The sequence below is a fragment of the Streptomyces sp. NBC_01298 genome (assembly GCF_035978755.1).
GTDB lineage: Bacteria > Actinomycetota > Actinomycetes > Streptomycetales > Streptomycetaceae > Streptomyces.
On the sequence record NZ_CP108414.1, the window covers coordinates 4348816 to 4368433 of the forward strand.

A 19618-nucleotide genomic window follows, 5' to 3' on the forward strand; every position below is an offset into this window, starting at 1 on the left:
TCCCCGTGTCCGAGTGCGCGGTAGCGTCCCCTGTAGGACCAATCGCGGAAGGGACGGCCACCGGATGCCGCAGCGCACTGACAGCACCGACAGGCGTGAACAAGTCGGTCTGATCCTCGACTTCGCCGGAGTGCTTACTGCCAGCCCGCTCGCTGTCCACCGTGCGTGGTGCGTGTCCGAAGGGCTGGCCCCGGAGGCGTGGCGCAGCACCCTCAACGATCACCCGGAGGGTCGGCGGCTGTACGCGGCCCTGGAGGTCGGGGAGATAGGGCAGGCGGAGTGGAACGAGGGGACTGCCCCTCTGCTGGGTGCGCACGTGGACCCGGTGAACCTGATGGGCCGGGCGTGGGCCGGGGTGCCCGCGGCTCGTCGGATGGCTGCCCTTGCTCGTGCGGCACGGGCGGCTGGCCATCGGGTCGCCCTGCTGTCCAACAGCTTCGGCCTTGACCCGTTCAACCCGTACGAACACGTCGGGATCTGGGACCTGTTCGATGTGCACGTCGTCTCCGAGCTGGTCGGCATGGCCAAGCCTGATCCGGAGATCTACCGACTGACCCTGGATCGCATCGGCTTGCCTGCCGAGCAGTGCGTGTTCGTGGACGATCACGCGGTGAACCTTCCGCCGGCCGCAGAGCTGGGGATCACCACCGTCCACGTCACCAATGAGGATGAGGCCGTTGCGGAGCTTGAGGACCTCCTGGGGGTCAGCGCGGTTCTTGCCGCGTGACCCCAACTTCCGGCTGATCAAGGGCTGTCGGCCCCACTGCTCCTGCCAGTACCGTCCGTATGAGGCCAATCACACGGAGGTGCTGGAACATGCAGTGGTCGGAGTACACCACCTCTGAGCGGTTGAAGACGCTGCGCGGCGGGATGACGCAAGAGCAGTTAGCGGAAGCTGCCGCCGTGTCCGTGGGCGTGGTGCGCAAGCTGGAACGTGGAGGTACCGCGTCGCTCCCGTCGCTGCTGTCCATCGCCGACGCCCTCGGCACGGACATCGCCGTACTCCTCGGCCAGCAGGCACCCCGCCGGTCCATGGACCGCGACGAGCGGGCCGCGCTTCGGATGGTGTCCGCGGCTACCCATGACGCCGCCATTGGTATCCCCGCCGACGTCGAGCCGGGCACCGTTGAGGAGCTGCGCGCAGCCGTCCGCCGGGCGGATGAGGCCTACTGGGCAGGCCGGTACACCGAGCTCGGGACGCTCCTGGGCCAGCTCCTCCCCGAGGCGAAGGCCCGCTTCGATGCCGCCGACCACGCTGAGCGGGAGGCCGCTGGCGGTGTCTTGATCGACACCTTCCAGACGGCCGGTATGGCCGCCAACGTGCTGGGCTCCCGCGATCTGGCCTACGCGGCGCTGACGTACGGCCGTCAGATCGCTGTGCAGGCCGGGGACGACCTCCGCGACGCCCACCTGGCCGCCACGACGGCGTGGGTCAACCTGCGCGACGGCCGCACCACGCAGGGGTTCGCCCTTGCCGCGGCGCAGGCCGACCGGATCGAGCCCAAGATGAGCGAGCACGACCCCGACCGGCTGAGCGTGTACGGGCAGCTCGTCACGAACGCCGCCGTGGCCGCATCACGAGGCGGTGCGAGCCCGGACAGCGCCCGCGAGTACCTCTCCCAGGCCCATGCCGTAGCCGCCCGTATCGGGGATGAGCACGCCCGCGGCGACCACGCCCAGCCGTACGGGCCCATGTACGCCGCCACACAGGCCATGAGCATCGCCGTGGCCCTCGGCGATACCTCCGGCGCGCTGCGCCTGATGGACACCGTCCGCCTGGACGACACCGTGCCGCTGGCCACACGCGCCCGCTACGGCTTGGACGTCGCCCTCACCCACGTGGAATGCCGCCGCTGGGAGGCTGCCGCCGACACCCTCGAAGCCGTATGCACGATGGCCCCCGGCTGGGTGCGCCATCAGATGCTCCCCGGCGTCATCATCGGCCGGCTAGCCGGCGTTTCCGTCGGGCGTCTCCGCGGTCTCGCCAGCGTCGCCGGGGTCCCCCTCGGAGTGCGCTGACCCGAGACCCGACTACCACGCCCCGTAGCAGTCGGCAGGCCGCCACCTGCCTGACTACTACGGGGCGTTGCACATGCTCGACCGCCGGGCCCCACGCTGCCACGCTCCGTGGCACCGGAACCCGGCACGGACTGTCGGCGCTGCCACGGGCCGTGTCTGGGCCCGCGTACCTCTACGCAGCAGCCTTATGGGCATGCCGAACAACCCGATCGGCGGCCTCGGACACGTACCCGTCGCCGTCTACGCTTGCGCTCCCACCGCTGTCGCCGTCCGAGACGGTGAGAGACGCTGCCGCCACTACGCCGGCGCCCGGCACTGGCACGTTGCCGGTGCGTGGTCCGATCTCGACCCCGCGGTGCCTCTCGACGAGCGCCCCGGCTGGCAGGCCATAGCGTCCGCCCTGTCCACCGGAATGATCCGGGGAATCATCGTGGGCGCCTTCTCCCATGTCGCTGCCGACGCGGCCCAGTTCGCCGGCCTCGGAGTCCTCATCCGCGACAGGGGCGGATTCCTCGTGCACGCCGCCGGCACCCTGCCCCGCCGTACCCCCGGCGAGCTGCAGCGCCGCCGCGACATCACCGACGCCTCCTCGGGGTGGTCCCCGTGGGGCGACACGCCACAGGCAGACACCTCGTGAACGCCGGGCGCCTCCGGTCGACCGCGGTCGACGACGTCGGGCCTGCCCGATGAAGCAGTACTTAGCGGTCTTGGCCTACGTCATCACTGTCACCGCCTTGGTCCTTGCCCTGGCCATCGCCGGAACCCCGGACTACTGAGACATCAGAGGAGCGACATGACCCGCACTGCCAACCGTGGCTTCAACCACCGGCAGGCGATGAGCGAGGAGTGGTTCCGCACCCGGGTTCTTCCCCGTGTATCCGGCCTGCGCTTCCTCCCCTACCAGGTACGGCAGATGAGCCGCGAGCACCTCCCCACGATGCTGCGCTACAAGGGCCGGAAGAGCATGGCCCGTATCGCCGGGGATCTGCTGATGGTCTCCGCGCGGTGGCGCTGCCTGCCGTTCCACTACTTCCGCTACGGCGGGTACCGGCGCGAGGTTTCTTCCGAGCGGGCGTGTGCGTACCTGCCGGAGACCACCTTGTTCCACCGCCTCCTTCCCCGCGTGAACCGGGACACCATCGACCTGGACGACAAGGTGGTCTGCAAGAAGATCCTTGCTTCCGCCGGCATCCCGCAGCCCCCACTGATCGCGAGCGGTAACGGCCGTGCAGGCGTCACCTCCGAGGGCGACGAGGTTTCGCTGGAGGCCGTCCTCGATCACGCTTCCGGCTCCGGGCGCGTGGTGTTCAAGCCCTCCCGCTACTCCAGTGGCGGCTCGGGAGTCGTGATCGTGCGGCCCGGCGAGGACGGCTTCGATCTCGCGGCCTACGCGCAGCGGTGGGGCACCTGGCTGGTCGAGCACCACGTACCGCAGCACCACGACCTGGACGTGCTGAACCCGTACGCCCTCAACACCTTCCGGGTCATCACCCTGCTGACGAACGGTACCGCCGAGGTGCTCTACATGATGCTGAAGCTTGGCGGCGTCGACAGCACGACGGACAACTCGGCCGATGGCGGCTTGCAGATCCGGGTGCACCCCGACGGTGAACTGGACCGCCACGGCTACGACCGGTACCTCAACGCCCAGACTCGCCACCAAGTCAGCACCGTGCCGTTCGCCGGCCACAGGATCGCCCACATCGCCGCGGTCCGCGAGCTGGCCGCCCGCTGCGCCCGTCTGTTCCCGCAGGTGCCCTTCATCGGCTGGGACATCGCGGTCACTCCCGGGGGACCGGTGGTCATCGAGGGGAACAGCAGCCCTTCGCTCGCACATATCCAGCGCACCCATGGCGGTGTCGCTCCGGATCTCGTCCCGGCGCTCCGCGCCGTGATGGATCGCCCGATCATCTGACCAAGGAGTTCTCGTGGAAGACCTGAAAATGCAGGCCCGCGCCGCAGCCGCCGGCCTCCTCGACACCCTCCAGTCCATGCCCGAGGTCCAAGCGCTCTACGTCCTCTCCTCCTCTGCCGACGCGCCCAACAACGTCACACGGTTCAGCACCGACTCCGACTTCGACCTCGCCATCGTCCTCGACGTCCCGCTCAAGGAGGACGAGTGGAGGCCCTCCCCGGCGGACACGTACGCCCTGGTCCGCGAACGGCTCCCCGCCTGGGTCCCCGAGTTCAGCTTCTACCTGCCGGTCCCCTGGGGGCGCATGGAGGTCAACGTCCACCAGCTCCTGTTCCATTACGAGGCCGACCCGCGCACGACGTGGAACAGCGACAAGTGCGACGCCTACGCGAACAAGGGCGAACCGCTGCTCGACCGCGAGAACGCCTTCGAGGCGTTGATCCTCCGCAAAACGAAAGAGCAGCTCTGGCGGCTGGAGGGCGAGACCCACCGGCTCCACAACCGGATCACCTGGGACGTGCGCGAGATCCCCCTCCGCATGGCGCGCCGCGTCGGGACACCCACCGGCCACTTCGTCCTGTCGGGCGCCCTGGACGAGATCGTGGACTGGCTGTACGCCCGCTCAGGCCGGCTGCTGCCGAACATGAAGTGGAAGCTCCACTCCCTCGGCGCACTGGGCCTGATCAGCACCGAGCAGGAAAACCTCCTGATCGAGGCCCAGCAGTGCGACCCCCTGTCGATGGTCGACCTGGAGCGCCGGTGCGAGGCCCTGGAGGCGTTCTGCCGCTCGGCCGGAATGGACCTGAGCACCCGGGCCATCGAGACCGTGCGCAAGGCGTACCAGCGGGCCAACCACCACATCCTCGGGGAACACGCATCCGTCTTCGCTGACCGTCCCTTCCCCCGATTCGTCTCCTGAGGTGAGTACGACGATTCCAATTAGACGCTGTTGTCAGCACGTCAGTACGCTGCGTGATCCACGCACCCAGGAGGAACGATGGCGATCAAGGTCCACAACACACTGACCGGACGGACGGAGGATTTCCGCCCCGAGCGGGAGACCGAGGTGCGGATGTTCGTGTGCGGACCTACCGTCTACGGCCCCAGCCACGTCGGCCACGCGAAGACCTACACGCAGTTCGACTTCATCGCCGCGTACCTGGAAGCGAGCGGCTACAAGGTCACCTACCTCCAGAACATCACCGACGTGGACGACAAGATCATCCGGCGTTCCCGGGAGGAGAACGTGCCTCCGGAGGACATCGCGGCCTTGTTCGAGAAGCAATACCTGGAGGACATGGCCGCGCTGGGGAACACCCGCGTCGACGTCCACGCACGGGCCCACGATCACATCGACGCGATCGTGGACCAGGTCAAGCGGCTCATCGCCCGCGGCCACGCCTACCAGCTCGATGACGGCTGGTACTTCGACCTGGCCTCGTTCCCCGCATACGGCAAGCTCTCGGGCCGGACCGACCTGCGCCCCGAGGACTCGGTCTCGCGGATCGACGACCACTCCAAGAAGCGCAGCCCGGGCGACTTCGCTCTGTGGAAGGGACGCAAGGACGGCGAACCGTTCTGGGAGACCGAACTGGGGCCGGGCCGACCGGGCTGGCACATCGAGGACACCGCGATCACGGAGACCTTCTTCGGGCCCTCCTACGACCTGCACGGCGGCGCCGTCGACCTCATCTTCCCTCACCACGAAGCCGAGGTGGCCCAGATGGAGGCCGCCTCCGGCATCGAGCCCCTGGCCCGCTACTGGATGCACACCGGCCTCCTGCGGGTCGACGGCGACAAGATGTCGAAGAGCACCGGGAACTTCCTCACCATCCGCGACGCGCTCGCCCGCACGGACTCCCGCACCCTGCGGTACGCATTCCTCTCCCAGCACTACCGCTCCTCCATGGAACTGAACGACTCCACGCTGGAGCAGGCCCGAGCGGCACGCCGCCGGATCGAGAACTTCGCCCGGACCATCGACCCCGCGCACACGGACAGCCCGGCGAACACCTCACGGGCGACCGACACCTGGAAGGAGATGCGCGAGCACCTGGACGACGACTTCGACACCCCAGGCGCCCTCGCCGTCCTCTTCCAGTTCATCCGCGAACAGAACCGCACGCAGGAACCGTCCGGACCGGCCTCCCTGCGGCTGATCCAGGACGTCAACAACCTCTTCGGAACCTTCGACATCGCCGACGCGGACCAGGGCGACACCGCTGTCGACGACCTCGTCAAGGAACGCGACCGGCTCCGCGCCGCGAGGAACTTCGCCGAGGCCGACGCGATCCGCGACCAGCTCGTCAAGCAGGGCATCACCCTCGAAGACTCGCCCGAAGGCACCCGCTGGTGGAAGGAAAAGACCCAATGACCTGGAAGACCCGGTTACCCCTTCTCGCAGAGAGCGTCATACCCCTCAGCCTCTGCGGCGCCCTGATGGACCACGTGAAGAGCGAGACCGCCCGGCCGCGCACCTTCCAGGGCGTCGTCGACGAGACGCTACGCAAGAGCGAGTACGTGGAGATCCCGACGGCGCTGGAGGAAGCGGTCATCTCCCACTGCATCCCCTACATCCGCGACCATTTCCAGGCCGTTCCGAAGCGGATACCCACCCAGCCGGCGGTCGTCTACCGCTACGGTCCTGGCGTTGGGTTCGTGGCGCACCACGACGAGGTCACCGACGTCGAGCGCGAGCGGGCCCGGACCAACGGACAGCCCGTCGTCGGCGGCGACCTCACCCTGCTCGTCTGGCTCAACACGCCGGACTCCTACTCCGGGGGCGAGCTGTTCTTCGAGAACCCGGCCCAGGAGATCAAGCCTCCCTGCGGCACGCTGGTCGCCTTCCCGGCCACCCGCGACCACATCCACGGCGTACGGCCGATCACGCGGGGAGAGCGCATCACCCTCGTCATCCGCACCGATGCCGAGAGCCTTGAGGGCCGCCGTACCGCGGCGATCACCGTCGAAGGCGTCGCGGCTCACCGCTGACTCGCCAGCAGCGATGTCTCGGCCAGGGCACGTGGACCCCGGTGGGAAATGACCCGGCCAGGACAGTGCAACAGCCTCGGGGCCAACGCGATTCTGCGTTGGCCCCGAGGCTGCTCGCGTGTTCTCGGGGTTTGTGGTGGGACGTCGTTGGCGTGTGGCCGGTTAGTCCTCTGCGTGTTCGGCGAGGTATTCGAGGGTGTCTTCCGCGGTGACGATGGGGAGCAGGCGTTCGTACTCGGCGTAGTCCTTGTCGGTCATGATGTCGATGGCGTCGTCGACCACGGAGCCCTCGGGGAGCTTGGCGAGGTACTTCAGAACCAGGTCGACGAAGTCCTGCCGCATCGCGTCGATGTCGCGCAGCCAGTCGGCCTCACGTCGCAACTGCGCCAGCCCGGCGGCCTGCTCTTCCGGGGTGATGGTGTTGAGCAGGAGGTGCTCGGCGTGGGTGAACGGACGCCCGTCGCGATGGTAGGGGCGCTGGGGGTCGTCGAGGTGGCCGTACCAGTCGACGTCGGTGAAGAGGACGACGACGTCGGGGCGGATGGAAGGCTGGGGCATGGGTGGGTTCCTTCTGTGGTGTCGTGTGATCGGTTTGCGGTGGGATCGGTTCGGGGCGGTGTCCGTGGGGGCGAAGGGCTTTCACACCGGGGGTGTGGGGCGGCTGCTGTGCGGGTGACGCCTGCTGACGGCCCTGACCGATGGGTGGTCGAGCCCATCGGCCAGGTGGCGTCCCCTGCCGGATCGCCGTGATCAGTGCCGACGAGTGGCTTCGTTCGCTGCCCTGTTCGCGGGTTGCGCAGGTGTCGAGGACGGGGTCCTGTGCTTGCCTCGGGCGGGTGTGGCGTGGACGTTTCCGGGGTCGGCGGGCAGGTGGGCGAGGCGGCGCAGGCGCCAGGTGAGGACGTCGCTGATCGAGGTGGCGCTGTCCAGTTCTCGGTGCTGGGTGGCTTCGGTGAGCAGGGTGGTCGGATCGTGGCCGGCGGCGTGGGTGTCGGCGAGGGTGGCTGCCAGCGCGGGCCAGCCGGGCTCGGCCAGGACCTGTTCGGTGAGGTCGGGGACCACCTGGTGCAGAACGGCCGCTTGCCGGTGCTGCAAGGGCTGCGGCAGGAGGCGGCCTCGCTGGCGGAGCACAGCTATGGGCTGTGCGGCGGCGGCCTGGTAGGCGGCGCGCAGGTGCTCGGCGGCCTGTCGTGCGGCTTCGGCCTGCTGGGCGTGGTGCTTCTTGGCGTGCCAGTTCGCCGCTGCGGTGGCGAGGAAGAACGCCATGTCGATGAGCATGGCCGTGGTGGCGCCGTCTTCTCCGCGGCCGAGGGCCGGTCCGCTGTGGACGAGGTCCCGGGCAGCCTGCCGCAGGGCGCGGTCATGCCCGCGAGCGGCTCTCACGTGGGACCGGGTGGCCCGCTCGAACGAGGAGGCCGCGTCCCGCAGCTCCTTTCGGGTGTGCGCGGCGGAGGACTTGGCGAGCGCGTCGAGCACCTCCCCCATGGCTGCGATCTGCCCCGCGATCAGGCCGTCGTCGCCGCCGTTGTCGATGACGAGCAGCGCCTGCCAGGCGGCAGCGGTGGCGCGGCGTCGTGCGGACGCGGCGCCGGTCACCGGCGGCAGCGCGGGACGGTCCTGGTCGCTGCTGCCGTCGGCGGTCTCCGCCGGGGTGGTCCAGCGTTCACGCATGCGGGGCAGGGACAGGTCCGGGGCGAGCTTCGACCCGGAGAAGTAGATGGGTTCGCCGCTCTTGTTGCGGTCGTCGGGCAGGGCGACGGTGTAGCCGAGGACATCCCCGGACGGCGCCTTCCGCTGCCGTACGAGGAGGCCGGCGGAGGCGAGGCGGTCGAAGAACTCCTCTTCGCCCTGGGCGCCGGCCACGGCACGGCGGACGGTCTCGCGCAGTTCCTCCCTCGGGGTGCGTTCCCGCTGGTTGCGGTCGGCTTTGTGGCGTTCGGCGCTGGTGGGCCGCTGGGCGGCGGTCCCGTCACCGGTGCTGAGGCGGCGCAGGCCGTAGTCGGCTTCGATGAGACGGGCTTCGGCCTGGGAACGTTTGGCTTCGTTGTGCCGGCGGGGCCGGCGGCCGTCCTCGCGAACGATGGTGGCGATGATGTGGATGTGGTCGTCGGCGTGCCTGACGGCCGCCCAGCGGCAGGCGGCGGTGTCGCCCTCGGGGGCTATGCCGGTGGCGGCGACCATCCGGCGGGCAATATCGCCCCACTGCTCGTCGGTGAGCATCGGGTCCTCTGGCGCGGCGCGTACGGACAGGTGCCACACGTGCTCGGTGGGGCGCCGCGACTCGGGCAGGGCTTCGACGGGCTGGTCGAGGAGCCCTTGCAGGTCCTCGTAAGTGGCGGCTGGGTCGCGGCCGGGGTCGGGGACGAGGCCGTCCCAGGCGGCGACGAGGTGGGGGTCGGTGTGCTCTTCGTGGGTGCCGGGGCCGTAGAGGTAGCGGATCAGGCCGATGGTGCGGCTGCCCATCTTGTGGACGCGGGGGATCATCCGGTGGGAGCCTCCGTCTCCAGGTAGCGCTGGGTGAAGTCCTCCACCCGCTGGGCGGTCCGCTGGACAGCGTCGAGGACCGCCTTGGCGTGCGGGGCGTCGGCGCCGGAGTTCAGGACGGTGGCGACCTGGTTCAGGTTGTTGCCGATGGGGCCGAGGGCCCGGCGCAGCGCGAACAGCTCGCTGACGATCTCCCGGCGGGTGGCGATCTCGGCTTCGGTGCGGTCGAGATCGCGCGCGGCGTTCAGTGCGGCGTGGGCGAGGAAGCCGGCGACGCTCATGCGGCAGGCCGAAGCCGCGTGGACGAGGAGCTGGTACTCGGCGTCGTTCATGCGGCAGCTGGGCTGGTGCATGCGCTTGTTCTCGGCGCGCAGGCGTTCACGCTGGCGCACGTGCGACGTCGGTGCGGCGTGAGTGCAGCGCGCAGTGTGGCAGGTGTGCTGTCCGTCCCTGCCCGGGTGCGGTCCGCCCTCGGCCGCATCCCGAAGGACCGGCGCCCCCTGGTGCCGGTCCTCCCCCGCCACCCCTGGGGCGGGGGAGCCCAGAGCATTGCTCCCAACGGGAGCAATGCTCTGGGTACAACTTGCTCCTCCTGGTGCCTGGGTGGTGGATGACTGCTGCTGGGGCGTGACGGGTTCGTGGCGCGAGTCGTGCATGGGTCTCCTGTCGGGGTTGCGGGAGGGTGAGCGGTTGGCGAGGTGGTCGTCAGCTGGGGCGGGAGGCCTTCAGTTCGGCCTTGACCGCGCGGACGACGGCACCGGCGTCGTCGCTGGCGACGGTGTACCCGTCGCCCCGTACGACCTGCTCCAGAAAGTCGCGGGACAGCCGGCCTTGCTCCTCATGGAGACGGTGGGCGTAGTCGCGAAGGACATCGTGGGAGGCGCGGGCTTTGCGGCTCGGCCGCTTCGGCTTCGAGGTAGAGCGCTTGCCCGGTGGGGTACCGGAGCCGCTGCCCGTGGGCGGCGCAGCCGTCTCTTGCGGGCGGGCTGTCGGCGCCGGGTCGGAGCGGGCGGTGGGATTCGGGCGGGCGGACTGTGAGAGGGCGCCCGCGTGGGGTTCCTCATCGCCCGGGTCTGATGGGTGCGGGCGGGGTCGGTCTCCTGCCCGCCCGTTGCCTTCCGCCCGCCCGTCGGCGCCCGCCCGGGAATGGTCGGGCGGCGCTGCGGGCGGGCTGACGGGCTGCCCGGCGGGCGTGGTCCAGCGACCGGGCAGGTCGATGGTGGCCAGGGCTGCTGCTTGGCGGCGGGTCGCGAGCTGGCGCAGCAGCTGCTCGTTGCGGCCCGGGTCGGCGTCGATGCCGGAGCGGGCGAGAGCCTTGGATAGACGGCGCACAGTGCGCTGGCCCGCCCGCCGGGTGCGGTGCTCGGGCGGCATCTCGGCGAGGCGGGCGGCCAGGGTGACGGCCCGCTCCATGGCCCGGTCGCGGATGATCTGGGCGGCGCCCTGGTCCTGCTCGACGATCCCCAGACGGGCGAGCAGCCGCTCACGGGCCTGCCGTGTGAGGACCGCGGCGAGTCCACGGGATGCGGCGTCGGGGGTGCGCTGGCGGAGCTCGATGCCCATGGCCAGGTGCCACAGCACGGCCGCCATCACCGGGCCGGTGAACGCGCGCACGGTGCCGCCGACCGGGCCCGACTCGGCATAGGCGGGGATGGTCTGCATTGCGGTGATCACCCAGACCAGGATTCCCGGCAGGCCGGCTGCCTGCCTCGGTCCGTGCAGGTTCTGGCGAGCCATCAGCGCCAACGCGAACAGCGCGAGTTCTGCGGCGGCGAACATCACGGTGCGCTCGGTGGTGTTGCGCATGTCGAGGTAGTGGGCGGCGAACCGCCAGCTGGTGTCCGCGCTGTAAGCGGTACACACGAGCGCCGCCGCGGCGGCCGTAACGGCTGCGGCCGAGAGGCGCCGTGTCCGATCGCGGGGGCGGCGTTCGCTGCGTCGGGCGATCAGGCCCACCCCCAGTGCGCAGGCGGCGGCCAGCACGGACAGAGGCAGGAGCAGATCACCGGCGAACGGGAGCGCGGCGGTGGCGAGCGAGTCGGCTATGGCAGGCGGCATGGACGGGACTACTCCGAAGGATGGTGAGGAGGCGATCACGGACCGGGCCTACGTCTGGGCGGCCTTCACCAGGGGCCCACGCGGGTGGGCTGGTCGAGAGGCAGGCGCCCGTGCAGAGGGGCGGGTGCTGGGGGCGCTTACGCTTCCCCCTCCCTAAAGAGGGGGAAGCACGTAAGCGCTTTGGGGCGGACGAGCCGTTCGTTCGGCCGTACGCGTCTGACCTGCTGTTTTGTGGGATTCGTACGCGGTGGAAGCGGCCCGTAGGCGCCTTTGGTCGGCCGGTGCGCCTACGGGGGCGCGTACGCGGTTTCCTGGGTCAGGACACGGCGGTCATATGGCGGGCGGTGGCGTGCCAGCGGGTGGCCTGGCCGCCCCCGGTGCCGCCGCCCGCGCCGGTGTCCTGGGTGGCGTGGCCGCTCTTGGCCAGGGTCTCCAGCCGGCGCCGGGCCTTGGCGATGTCCGCCGGGCTGGGCTTGGCCTCCCCGGTCGTCTGCGCGGCGAGCTGGCGGGCGGTCAGCCCGTGGGCACCTGCTTGGCGCAGCAGGGTGAGCGGGTCGAGGCTGGTGTCGACGTGGGAGAGGCCGCGGGCGTGGTCGTGGAGGACCGGGAACGGGCCGATCTCATCGTCGACGGTCTTGAGCTGGTGGAAGTGGACCACCGGGTCGCCCGCCGCGCCGCTGAGGAAGAGGACGCTTCCGGCGCCGGCGGTGAACCAGGCCGACCCGTAGACCTGGTCCAGGACCGGGCGCTGTGTACGGGAGGCGTCGGCGCTCTGCTTGCGCTGGTGGTGCAGTTCCAGCAGCTCGACGCCGTCGCGCAGCAGCTGTTGGCGGGCGTTGTTGTAGGCGAGCCCGGCTTCGTCGTCGGTGAGCTTGCCGACCACGTCCTTGAGGCTGTCGATCACGACAGTGTCCGCGCCGTGCTCGGCGGCCAGCTCCGCGAGGAGCTGGGGCTCGGTGTTAAGCGAGGCGGGTAGCGGCCCGGCCCAGAAGACCAGGCGCTCGCCCAGGATGTGCCGGTCGGGCTGGTGCACGATGCGCTTGAAGGCGCGGGCGAGCTGGCTGGGCCGGTCCGCCGCGATGTAGAGGACCTTCTCGCCCTCCTGGACCGGCATCTCCAGGACCGCGCTGAGCAGGCCGAGACGGGCCAGGACGATCTGCTGGGCGATGGTGGACTTCCCCACGCCGGGCGGGCCGACCAGCATCAGGCTCTCGCCCGACGCCCAGGCCGCCTTCCCAGCAGTACCCCACAAGGGGGTGGCGCAGGCCGGGGTTTCGGTGACGAAGGACCAGCCGTCGTGGGCGTAGCGCTGAAGCCGGCCGCCCAAACTTTGGCGAGCGCGGTCGGCGGCGTCGTTCAGCGAGGCGGTCAGCAGCCCGCGAACCTCGACAGGGTCGGCTCCGGGTGCGGTGGCACCCTGGAGGACCCGCACCGCCGTGGCCTGCAGGACCCGCAGGTCGGCGTGGTGGCGCACGATGTCGGCGTAGTACTCGGCAGAACCCGTCGCCGCGTATGAGGCGAGGGTGTGCAGGTACGGAGGGCCACCGACGCGCGTCAGGTCGCCCGTCGTCCTCAGCTGGTGGGTCAGCGCGATCGCGTCGGTGGGCGCTTGCTGTTTCCGCAGCTCCAGCAGCGCGTGCCAGATGGTGGTGTGCGCCGGCCTGAAGAAGTCGCCCGGCTCCAGCACCTGGCGGACCGCGTCGATGACCGCACTGTGGAACATGCAGGCACCCAGCACCGCCTGCTCGGCCTCGGCGTCGTGCGGCGGCGTGGGCAGGTCGCGCCAACCAGGCGCCTGTGCGGCGCTGGTCTGCGGGGATGCCGTTTCGGGGCGCAGGGTCGTACCCTGGGGCACAGAGCTTCCTCACTTGGTGCCATAAGGGGCTGGCAGAGCCCTGGCACCGGGACAGATCGTTTATGGGCGGTCATCTGGGAGTCGCTACGGCCCTTTGGTGCTCCAACACCGAGGGGCCGGTCTCATATCTACGGCCGCGTCTACGCGGCCTTCACGTATGTCGTGGCCGACATCAGGTCGGCCAGCCTGGCCGCGCTGTGCGGGCTGATCGTCGTGGCGAAGCCCGCGCAGACACGGGCCAGGGCGCGGGCCCTCGCAGCCTCCTGCGCCGCGCAAGGGCGGGGCGGCGGGCTGGTCGCGGTCGTGCGGGGGCTGGGCAGCAGAGACACGGGGCAGGTCCTTGCCGACTGTGCGGGGCTGGCAGGCCCCACACAGTCCGTCGATCAATGGGCGGTCGGTCACACGCGGCGGTCCCAGGCGCTCCAACACCCAGGGCATCGCGTTGCGCATGCCGGCGGGACTGGCATGTCCCCTCGGCGATGCAAGACCAGGATTTCGGCGAATCCGGGATTATCGAAATCCCGCTTCCACCGATACATTCCGCCCGTTCGCTCGTCGCCCGGCAGGCCATGCGGACAGCTCCTCTCCTCACTCGGTACCGCGCTGGCCTGGCCCTCTACGCGGCGATCGCGTACGCGGGGGCCCTCATCAGGTCGGCCAGCCGCGCGGCACTGTGCGGGCTGATCGTCGTCCGGAATCCCTCGCAGACTCGAGCCAGGGCCTGCTCCCGGGCCGTCACCGGAGTCTGTCGGCGGCTCGACGAGCGGTCGGGATGGCGCGGAAGGCGGTCTGACAGGGGCTGCTGCATGCGCGGGTCCTCGCTGGCGGGCCGAACTGGCAGGCTCGGCACCGCCGGTGTTCATGGGCGGTCGGTCGGATGCGCCGTCTGGATCCCCAGGTGCTCCAACACCAAAGGCAGCGCACACCGAGCGAGGCGGACATGTAGGTCAGCCCCGCGTGGGCACTACCTACGATCCAGAGAATCCCCGGTTTGGCTGACCGGGGATCGTCGGCTATGTTCCGCCCTCCCCGCCGCCGCCCCCCGCTTTCCGGGGCAGCTCGCAGCTGTCTACAGCGGGTTCTGCTCGATGGCGATCCGGTCCCAGTCCATGTAGCGGCCGTACTTCTTCGGCTCGTCGATGACCACCCCGGAGAACAGGAACCGCAGCACCGCGTTGCGCCGCTCGTCCGTCATCGCCTCGGCCTCCCACGCAGCCCGAGCACCCTCCCCCGTCAGGCCGTCCAACAACACCAACGGCCTGACCACAACCTTGCGTTGTGTCTTGGCGATGCGATCGGTGATCTCCTTGCGCATCTTGCGGTACTCCGCCGTGGAGATCTCCTTGCCCGTCCACATCTCGTTCAGCTCGGCGAGTTGCCGCTGGTCGTCCGCCAGCGACTGCGTCGCGTCCTCGGACAGGTTGCTGCTGGCGAGCTGGCCATCCACCCTGAGCTTGCCGAGGAGCTTGATCGCGGCATCGGTGACGAAGCCCTCCAGCGACTCCGCCCGGATCGACCGAACGCACTTCTTCTCGTCGTTCCGGCCCCGGCGGTTGCACTGATAGGCCGGCCCTGTCCGCTTCGGGGTGCCGGACATCAGCGTCCCGCAGCGCCCACACATCACCAGGCCCCGCAGCAGGTAGAAACGTTGCGGGGGCTGGCTGAGCAGCTCCCGATGGACGGCGGAGCGGTACTGGCGACGCATCTGGGTCTCCTCCCAGACGCCCGCGTCGATGATGGCGGGCCAAGTACCGGGGCCGACTTCCTCGCCCTGGTGCATGCGAATGCCGGCCACATGCCGGGAATCCAGCAGGGCTCGGATGGTCCCGCTGTTCCACGCCTTGCCACCGGCGGTCTCGATCCCCCGGCTGTGGAGATCCTTCGCGATCGGCGCCGCCCCCTCCCCCTTCAGGTAGCGGTCGAACACCTCTCGGACAATCTCCGCCTCTTCCTCGACGATCGTCATCCCGCCCGGGGCGTACCCGAACCGCCGGACCCCGCCCTGCGGCTTGCCTTCCTTGGCCCGGTCCTGCATGGCCGACTTCAGCCGCCGCGAGGTGTCATCGGACGAACGGCAGGCATGCGCGACCTCGATACGCAGGATGAAGCGGTCGTCGGGGTCCGACAGATCCCGCCGGTTCGCCTCCCCGTGCAGCGTGATCGCGTGGTCGTCGGAGACCTGGAGCAGTTCTTCCAGGTCACGCGGCTGCCGCATCAGCCGATCAGGGTGGTACGCGATGATGTGTCGGAACCCGCGCTCACGCGCCGCCCGCAGCAGTTCGTCCCAGCCCGGCCGCTTCCGCTTCCGGCTCCACGCCGAGCGACTGTTGTCGACGAATACGTGGGCCTGGTTCACGGCGAACCCGCGACGCTCGGCGATCTCACGGCAGATCCGCTCCTGGCGGTCGACGCCGGTCTGGTCGTCGTCCTCCGCCTGGGAGATCCGGCAGTAGATCGCCGCCGGCTCGCCGGCTGTGGTGCCGGAGGCCCCTGTGGTGCCCTTGTTGCTGCGCATGCAAATGAGTGTACGAATACGGGGTGGCCTGGGTGACGGGCACGCCCGAGCTGGTCACGGCGGTCCGTTCCGCGAAGCAGTTCCTGACGTACGTGTCCTCGGGCCCGTTCCAGTACGCCATCGCCGAGGCCCTCGCCCTCCCCGACGCGTACTACGACTCCTTCCGCGCGGACCTGGCCGCCAAGCGCGACCTCCTCTCCGACGGCCTCGCGGCGGCGGGCTTCGAGGTGTTCCGCCCGCAGGGCACCTACTTCGTCACCACCGACATCACCCCCCTCGGCGAGCGCGACGGCCTCGCCTTCTGCCGGGCCCTGCCGGAGCGCTGCGGGGTGGTCGCCATCCCGAACCAGGTCTTCTACGACGACAAGGCCGCCGGCGCCTCCCACGTCCGCTGGGCCTTCTGCAAGCGAACGGTTGTATTGCAGGAGGCGGTTGAGCGCCTCGGTCGGCTGGCCCTCTGAGAGCGAGCCAGATGGACGTGCGGGCGTGGGGCAGGCCTTTTACAGCCGGCCCCGTGCCGCACGGGAGAGACGAGCTATTCAGTGTCCTTCGGGTGCCGAGTAGATGCGTAGACCAGAACGACGGTCGATGTCTCAGGGCTGACCAGGTAGCGCACGCGGCCGCCGCTTGTGACCTCGAACTCCCACTGGTCCAGAAGCGATCCCTTCCACTCCTTCGTGGCGAGTCTTCCACGGAGCTGATGCTGCCGGTTCCAGCTGTCACGCGACAACGGATCAGTGCGCAGCGACTCAAGGCAGCGGTGGGCACTGGGCAGCGCCACGCGGCACAACTCCTCCCACCCCGTCACCGCATCGGTTGTCCCGAAGACGACGTTCCATCCGCTCAGCGGCGGAACGCTGACACGATCGCCCTTCTTCGGGCTCACCCGCCCACCTCGACCGGACCCAGGTCCTCCCCGTCGAGCGGGCGCAGCGCTTCCTTGAGCTGCTCCGGATCGGCGTTGATCCGGGCCGTCGCCCTCCAGGAGACGAGCGCCCGGTGTACAGCCTCCCTTGCACCCAGTTCTGCCGCATCGGAAAGTGCTTCCAGGAGTTCCACCGTGAAAGCGCGCATCTCCTCGCCGTCCAGGTGCCGCACCCACGGAAAGACTTCCGGCAATGCCAGCAGGAGTGAGCGGGCTCCGTCGTCGTGCTTCATGAGCGCGAGGAAGAGGCGGGATGCCGTCGTGAGGTTCTCCTCGGTGCGCTCCGCGTGCACGGCAGTCGTCAGCACCATGTCGGGCGCGTCCCGATGGGTGACGCGCAGAGCACCAAGGGCTGCAGCCCGGGCGGCCACGGCCTTCGGGTTTCTTGACAGGTCAGTGAACGACACCGACTCGGGCTCGGCTCCCAGGTAAGCAAGGCTCATACTCAGACTGTACTCAGATTACAGTCTGAGTGCCAGTGATTCCTTCTTACCCGGACACACGCCAAGCTCAGGTTCTGATCAAGTCCCCGACTTCAGGTCGGCCCGGTGGCCAGCATTCCGTCATGCAGACACCCACCGCCCCGCTGGCGGAACCGACACGATCCCCAGCCGCGAAGGACGCGCTTCAGGCAATCGTCACCGTGTTGGGGCTCGGGGGAGTCATCCTGACGGGTATCCAGTACTGGGCAGTGGACCGGTATCTCGCCCAATTCGGCGTGACGCCCGAGGAAATCGGGCTGGACACGTCAGTCCTACTCACCCGCGCCGCTACCGCCCTGGTCTTCCTTGGGCTTTTGATCGTGCCGGCCCTGCTAGCACTCCCGAGCCTGTTTAGCATGGGCATGACTGAGGGGTCAGACCGCCGCCGTCTGGCAGCATTCCTATCGCGGCAGCTCCGGCAGCGCCCCGGGTTGCGGACCCTCGCGCTGTCAGCACTGGTGGGTGTGGCATGGGCGGCCGCATCCCTGGCTGAGAGCCCCATCATCATGCTGAGGGAAGGCTTGTGGGTCACGATGCTGGCGGCTGGAACCCTCATGGCGGCTCCCGCCCTGCACCTCGCGGGCAAACACAAGACCCTGGGACCACTGCTCCGCCTTTGCGTCATCGCCTTCATGATGACCGGCCTGTGCCTGATGAGCCTTGGTGATGTGATGGAGAAGCGCGGCATGAGAACTGCCGAGTCAGCCAATCTGGGATGGCTCGAGCAACTCCTTGGCATCCGTGCTCAGTACGTCCGGGCCGATTTCTCGGAGGTGGCCGGCAGTCCGACGCCCGAGGACGGGCCGATGCTCCATCTCGGCCAAGCAAGCGGAATTCACGTCCTCTACGACTGCTCATCTTCCACAGTGATCCGCAAAGCAGCCGTGCAGGTGCAGCTGACCACATACATCGGGCGAAGCCGGGATCTACTCGCCCACGAAGTCGAAGACTCGTGCCGACCCTGAGGCTGCACGCAGGTGCTCACGCCTTGCCCTTCTGCAAGCGCACCGACGTCCTGGAGGAGGCGGTGGAGCGGCTGCGGCGGCTCTGAGCCGGGTGCACGCCGAAAGCGGCCAAGCCGCCGCCGGTCCCGGGGCCCGGCGGACTCGTCGTCGTAGTGTTTCCCCATCGTGGCGGCTCCGACCGGGGGGCGAGCCCCCAGAAGGTCGGGACGCATGGCGACTCAGGCGACTCAAACGCTGTCGAGCGGTGCACTGCCCGGGCGGCGCACCGGCCGGGCCGGCCGGTTTCCGGGGGTCTTCCTCGCGCTCGGGGCGTACGCGGCCGTGCGCGCAGTCGGGGTGCTGGCGGTGGCCGTGGCGGCCTGGTGGAGCGGGCGCGGCCCCCTGCGGGTGCTCGGGGGGTCCTGGGACTCCGTCTGGTACCTGCGGATCGCCGAGCACGGCTACGGCCGGACCCAGGTCTACCCCGGCATCGGGTCCGTGCAGAGCGACTCCGCGTTCTTCCCGCTCTACCCCGTCCTGATCCGCTGCGCCTCCCTCGTGCTGCCCGGCTCCCTGACCGTCGCCGCGCTGGCCGTCGCCTGGATCGCCGCGGGCACGGCCGCCGCGGGGGTGTACCGGGTCGGGGAGCACCTGCTCGGGGCCCGCGCCGGGGTGCTGCTCGTCGCGCTGTGGGCCGCGCTGCCGCACGCCTTCATGCTGACCCTCGCCTACACCGAGCCCCTGCTGACCGCCTTCGCCGCCTGGGCCCTGTACGCGCTGCTGCGCGGCCGCTGGGGGTGGGCGGCGGGGCTCGCCGTCCTCGCGGGGCTGACCCGGCCCACCGGGATCGCGGTCGCCGCGGCCGTGACGGCGGCAGCCGCCTACGAGATCTGCCGGCGGCGGGGCCGCGCTCCCGCGCGGGTGTGGGCCGCCGGGGTGGCCGCGCCCGCGGGCTGGGCCTCGTACGTCCTGCTCGTCGGCGTGCACCGGGACGATCCGCTCGGCGGCTACTTCGCCGTCCAGAGCGGCTGGGGCTCGCGCTTCGACTTCGGCGCCGGGGCGCTGCGCTCCGCCCGGCACGCGCTGGGCTCGCCCGGGAGCGTGGAGCTCGCCACGACCGTGACGGTGGTCCTGCTGGTGGCGGCGCTGGTGCTCGCCGGGCTGCTGGCGGCCGACCGCCGGATCCCGCTGCCGCTGCTCGTGTACACCGGCGTGCTGCTGGTGATGACCTACGGCGGCGCCGGCTTCTTCGAATCGAAGCCGCGCTTCCTGCTGCCCGCGTTCACGCTGCTGCTGCCGGCGGCGGCCCTCATGGCGAAAGCCCGGCCGCGCACCGCGGTCGTGGTGACCGGGGTGCTGGCCGGGCTCTCGTACGCGTACGGGCCGTACCTGCTGCTCGTGTCCGGAGTGGCTCCGTGAGGGGTGGTACG

General features: G+C 70.0%; 19 protein-coding genes and 1 pseudogene. 10 read left to right on the forward strand and 10 right to left on the reverse strand.

Annotated elements, in window-relative coordinates:
• The first annotated feature begins 64 nt into the window (after window positions 1–64).
• The 7 genes from OG730_RS19620 (at window position 65) to OG730_RS19650 (ending at window position 6925) form a co-directional block, all read left to right on the forward strand.
• The gene (locus tag OG730_RS19620) at window positions 65–727 is read left to right on the forward strand and encodes an HAD-IA family hydrolase (RefSeq protein ID WP_327305443.1); all 663 of its coding nucleotides are present in this window, start codon (window positions 65–67) and stop codon (window positions 725–727) included.
• Window positions 728–816: 89 nt separating this feature from the next.
• Entirely contained in the window at window positions 817–2019 is a 1203-nt protein-coding gene (locus OG730_RS19625; protein WP_327305444.1) for a helix-turn-helix domain-containing protein, read from the forward strand.
• Between the two features lie 193 nt (window positions 2020–2212).
• Complete coding sequence (locus OG730_RS19630) at window positions 2213–2656, forward strand: recombinase family protein (RefSeq protein ID WP_327305445.1); 444 nt, start codon at window positions 2213–2215, stop codon at window positions 2654–2656.
• 156 nt (window positions 2657–2812) lie between these two features.
• A complete protein-coding gene (locus OG730_RS19635; RefSeq protein ID WP_327305446.1) occupies window positions 2813–3934 on the forward strand; it encodes a sugar-transfer associated ATP-grasp domain-containing protein in 1122 nt (373 codons plus the stop codon).
• Window positions 3935–3947: 13 nt separating this feature from the next.
• Complete coding sequence (locus tag OG730_RS19640; protein WP_327305447.1) at window positions 3948–4853, forward strand: hypothetical protein; 906 nt, start codon at window positions 3948–3950, stop codon at window positions 4851–4853.
• A 78-nt stretch (window positions 4854–4931) separates the two neighbouring features.
• Window positions 4932–6308 carry a cysteine--tRNA ligase gene (cysS, locus tag OG730_RS19645; protein WP_327305448.1) on the forward strand — a complete coding sequence of 459 codons (1377 nt, stop codon included), beginning with the start codon at window positions 4932–4934 and terminating at the stop codon, window positions 6306–6308.
• Window positions 6305–6925, forward strand: a complete 621-nt coding sequence (locus OG730_RS19650; RefSeq protein ID WP_327305449.1) for a 2OG-Fe(II) oxygenase — start codon at window positions 6305–6307, stop codon at window positions 6923–6925. Before cysS ends, OG730_RS19650 begins: the two co-directional genes overlap by 4 nt.
• A gap of 162 nt (window positions 6926–7087) precedes the next feature.
• Here the strand turns inward: OG730_RS19650 and OG730_RS19655 are convergent, their stop codons facing one another.
• From OG730_RS19655 to OG730_RS19690, 8 genes are all read right to left on the reverse strand, one after another.
• Complete coding sequence (locus OG730_RS19655; protein WP_327305450.1) at window positions 7088–7483, reverse strand: hypothetical protein; 396 nt, start codon at window positions 7481–7483, stop codon at window positions 7088–7090.
• A gap of 192 nt (window positions 7484–7675) precedes the next feature.
• Window positions 7676–9409 carry a relaxase/mobilization nuclease domain-containing protein gene (locus OG730_RS19660; protein ID WP_327305451.1) on the reverse strand — a complete coding sequence of 578 codons (1734 nt, stop codon included), beginning with the start codon at window positions 9407–9409 and terminating at the stop codon, window positions 7676–7678.
• Window positions 9406–9801 (reverse strand): plasmid mobilization protein, encoded by a 396-nt coding sequence (locus OG730_RS19665; protein WP_327305452.1) that lies wholly within the window; start codon window positions 9799–9801, stop codon window positions 9406–9408. The genes OG730_RS19660 and OG730_RS19665 overlap by 4 nt, the downstream gene beginning before the upstream one ends.
• A gap of 313 nt (window positions 9802–10114) precedes the next feature.
• Window positions 10115–11467 (reverse strand): hypothetical protein, encoded by a 1353-nt coding sequence (locus OG730_RS19670; protein ID WP_327305453.1) that lies wholly within the window; start codon window positions 11465–11467, stop codon window positions 10115–10117.
• Window positions 11468–11783: 316 nt separating this feature from the next.
• On the reverse strand, window positions 11784–13322 hold the full coding sequence (locus tag OG730_RS19675; protein WP_327305454.1) for a DnaB-like helicase N-terminal domain-containing protein: 1539 nt from the start codon (window positions 13320–13322) through the stop codon (window positions 11784–11786).
• Between the two features lie 140 nt (window positions 13323–13462).
• Complete coding sequence (locus OG730_RS19680; RefSeq protein ID WP_327305455.1) at window positions 13463–13651, reverse strand: hypothetical protein; 189 nt, start codon at window positions 13649–13651, stop codon at window positions 13463–13465.
• 287 nt (window positions 13652–13938) lie between these two features.
• Entirely contained in the window at window positions 13939–14130 is a 192-nt protein-coding gene (locus OG730_RS19685) for a hypothetical protein (protein WP_327305456.1), read from the reverse strand.
• A gap of 261 nt (window positions 14131–14391) precedes the next feature.
• The gene (locus OG730_RS19690; RefSeq protein WP_327305457.1) at window positions 14392–15837 is read right to left on the reverse strand and encodes a recombinase family protein; all 1446 of its coding nucleotides are present in this window, start codon (window positions 15835–15837) and stop codon (window positions 14392–14394) included.
• Window positions 15838–15860: 23 nt separating this feature from the next.
• Between OG730_RS19690 and OG730_RS19695 the strand changes: the two are divergent.
• Window positions 15861–16298, forward strand: a pseudogene (locus tag OG730_RS19695) (aminotransferase class I/II-fold pyridoxal phosphate-dependent enzyme); the annotation flags it as partial.
• Window positions 16299–16372: 74 nt separating this feature from the next.
• Here the strand turns inward: OG730_RS19695 and OG730_RS19700 are convergent.
• Window positions 16373–16723, reverse strand: coding sequence for a hypothetical protein (locus tag OG730_RS19700; protein ID WP_327305458.1), 351 nt, complete (start codon window positions 16721–16723; stop codon window positions 16373–16375).
• The gene (locus OG730_RS19705) at window positions 16720–17205 is read right to left on the reverse strand and encodes a prevent-host-death family protein (RefSeq protein ID WP_266935814.1); all 486 of its coding nucleotides are present in this window, start codon (window positions 17203–17205) and stop codon (window positions 16720–16722) included. The genes OG730_RS19700 and OG730_RS19705 overlap by 4 nt, the downstream gene beginning before the upstream one ends.
• Window positions 17206–17327: 122 nt before the next feature.
• Here OG730_RS19705 and OG730_RS19710 point away from each other — a divergent pair, with 122 nt between their 5' ends.
• Both OG730_RS19710 and OG730_RS19715 read left to right on the forward strand, forming a co-directional pair.
• Complete coding sequence (locus OG730_RS19710; protein WP_327305459.1) at window positions 17328–18209, forward strand: hypothetical protein; 882 nt, start codon at window positions 17328–17330, stop codon at window positions 18207–18209.
• Window positions 18210–18419: 210 nt separating this feature from the next.
• The gene (locus OG730_RS19715; RefSeq protein ID WP_327305460.1) at window positions 18420–19607 is read left to right on the forward strand and encodes a mannosyltransferase family protein; all 1188 of its coding nucleotides are present in this window, start codon (window positions 18420–18422) and stop codon (window positions 19605–19607) included.
• The last annotated feature ends 11 nt before the right edge of the window (window positions 19608–19618 follow it).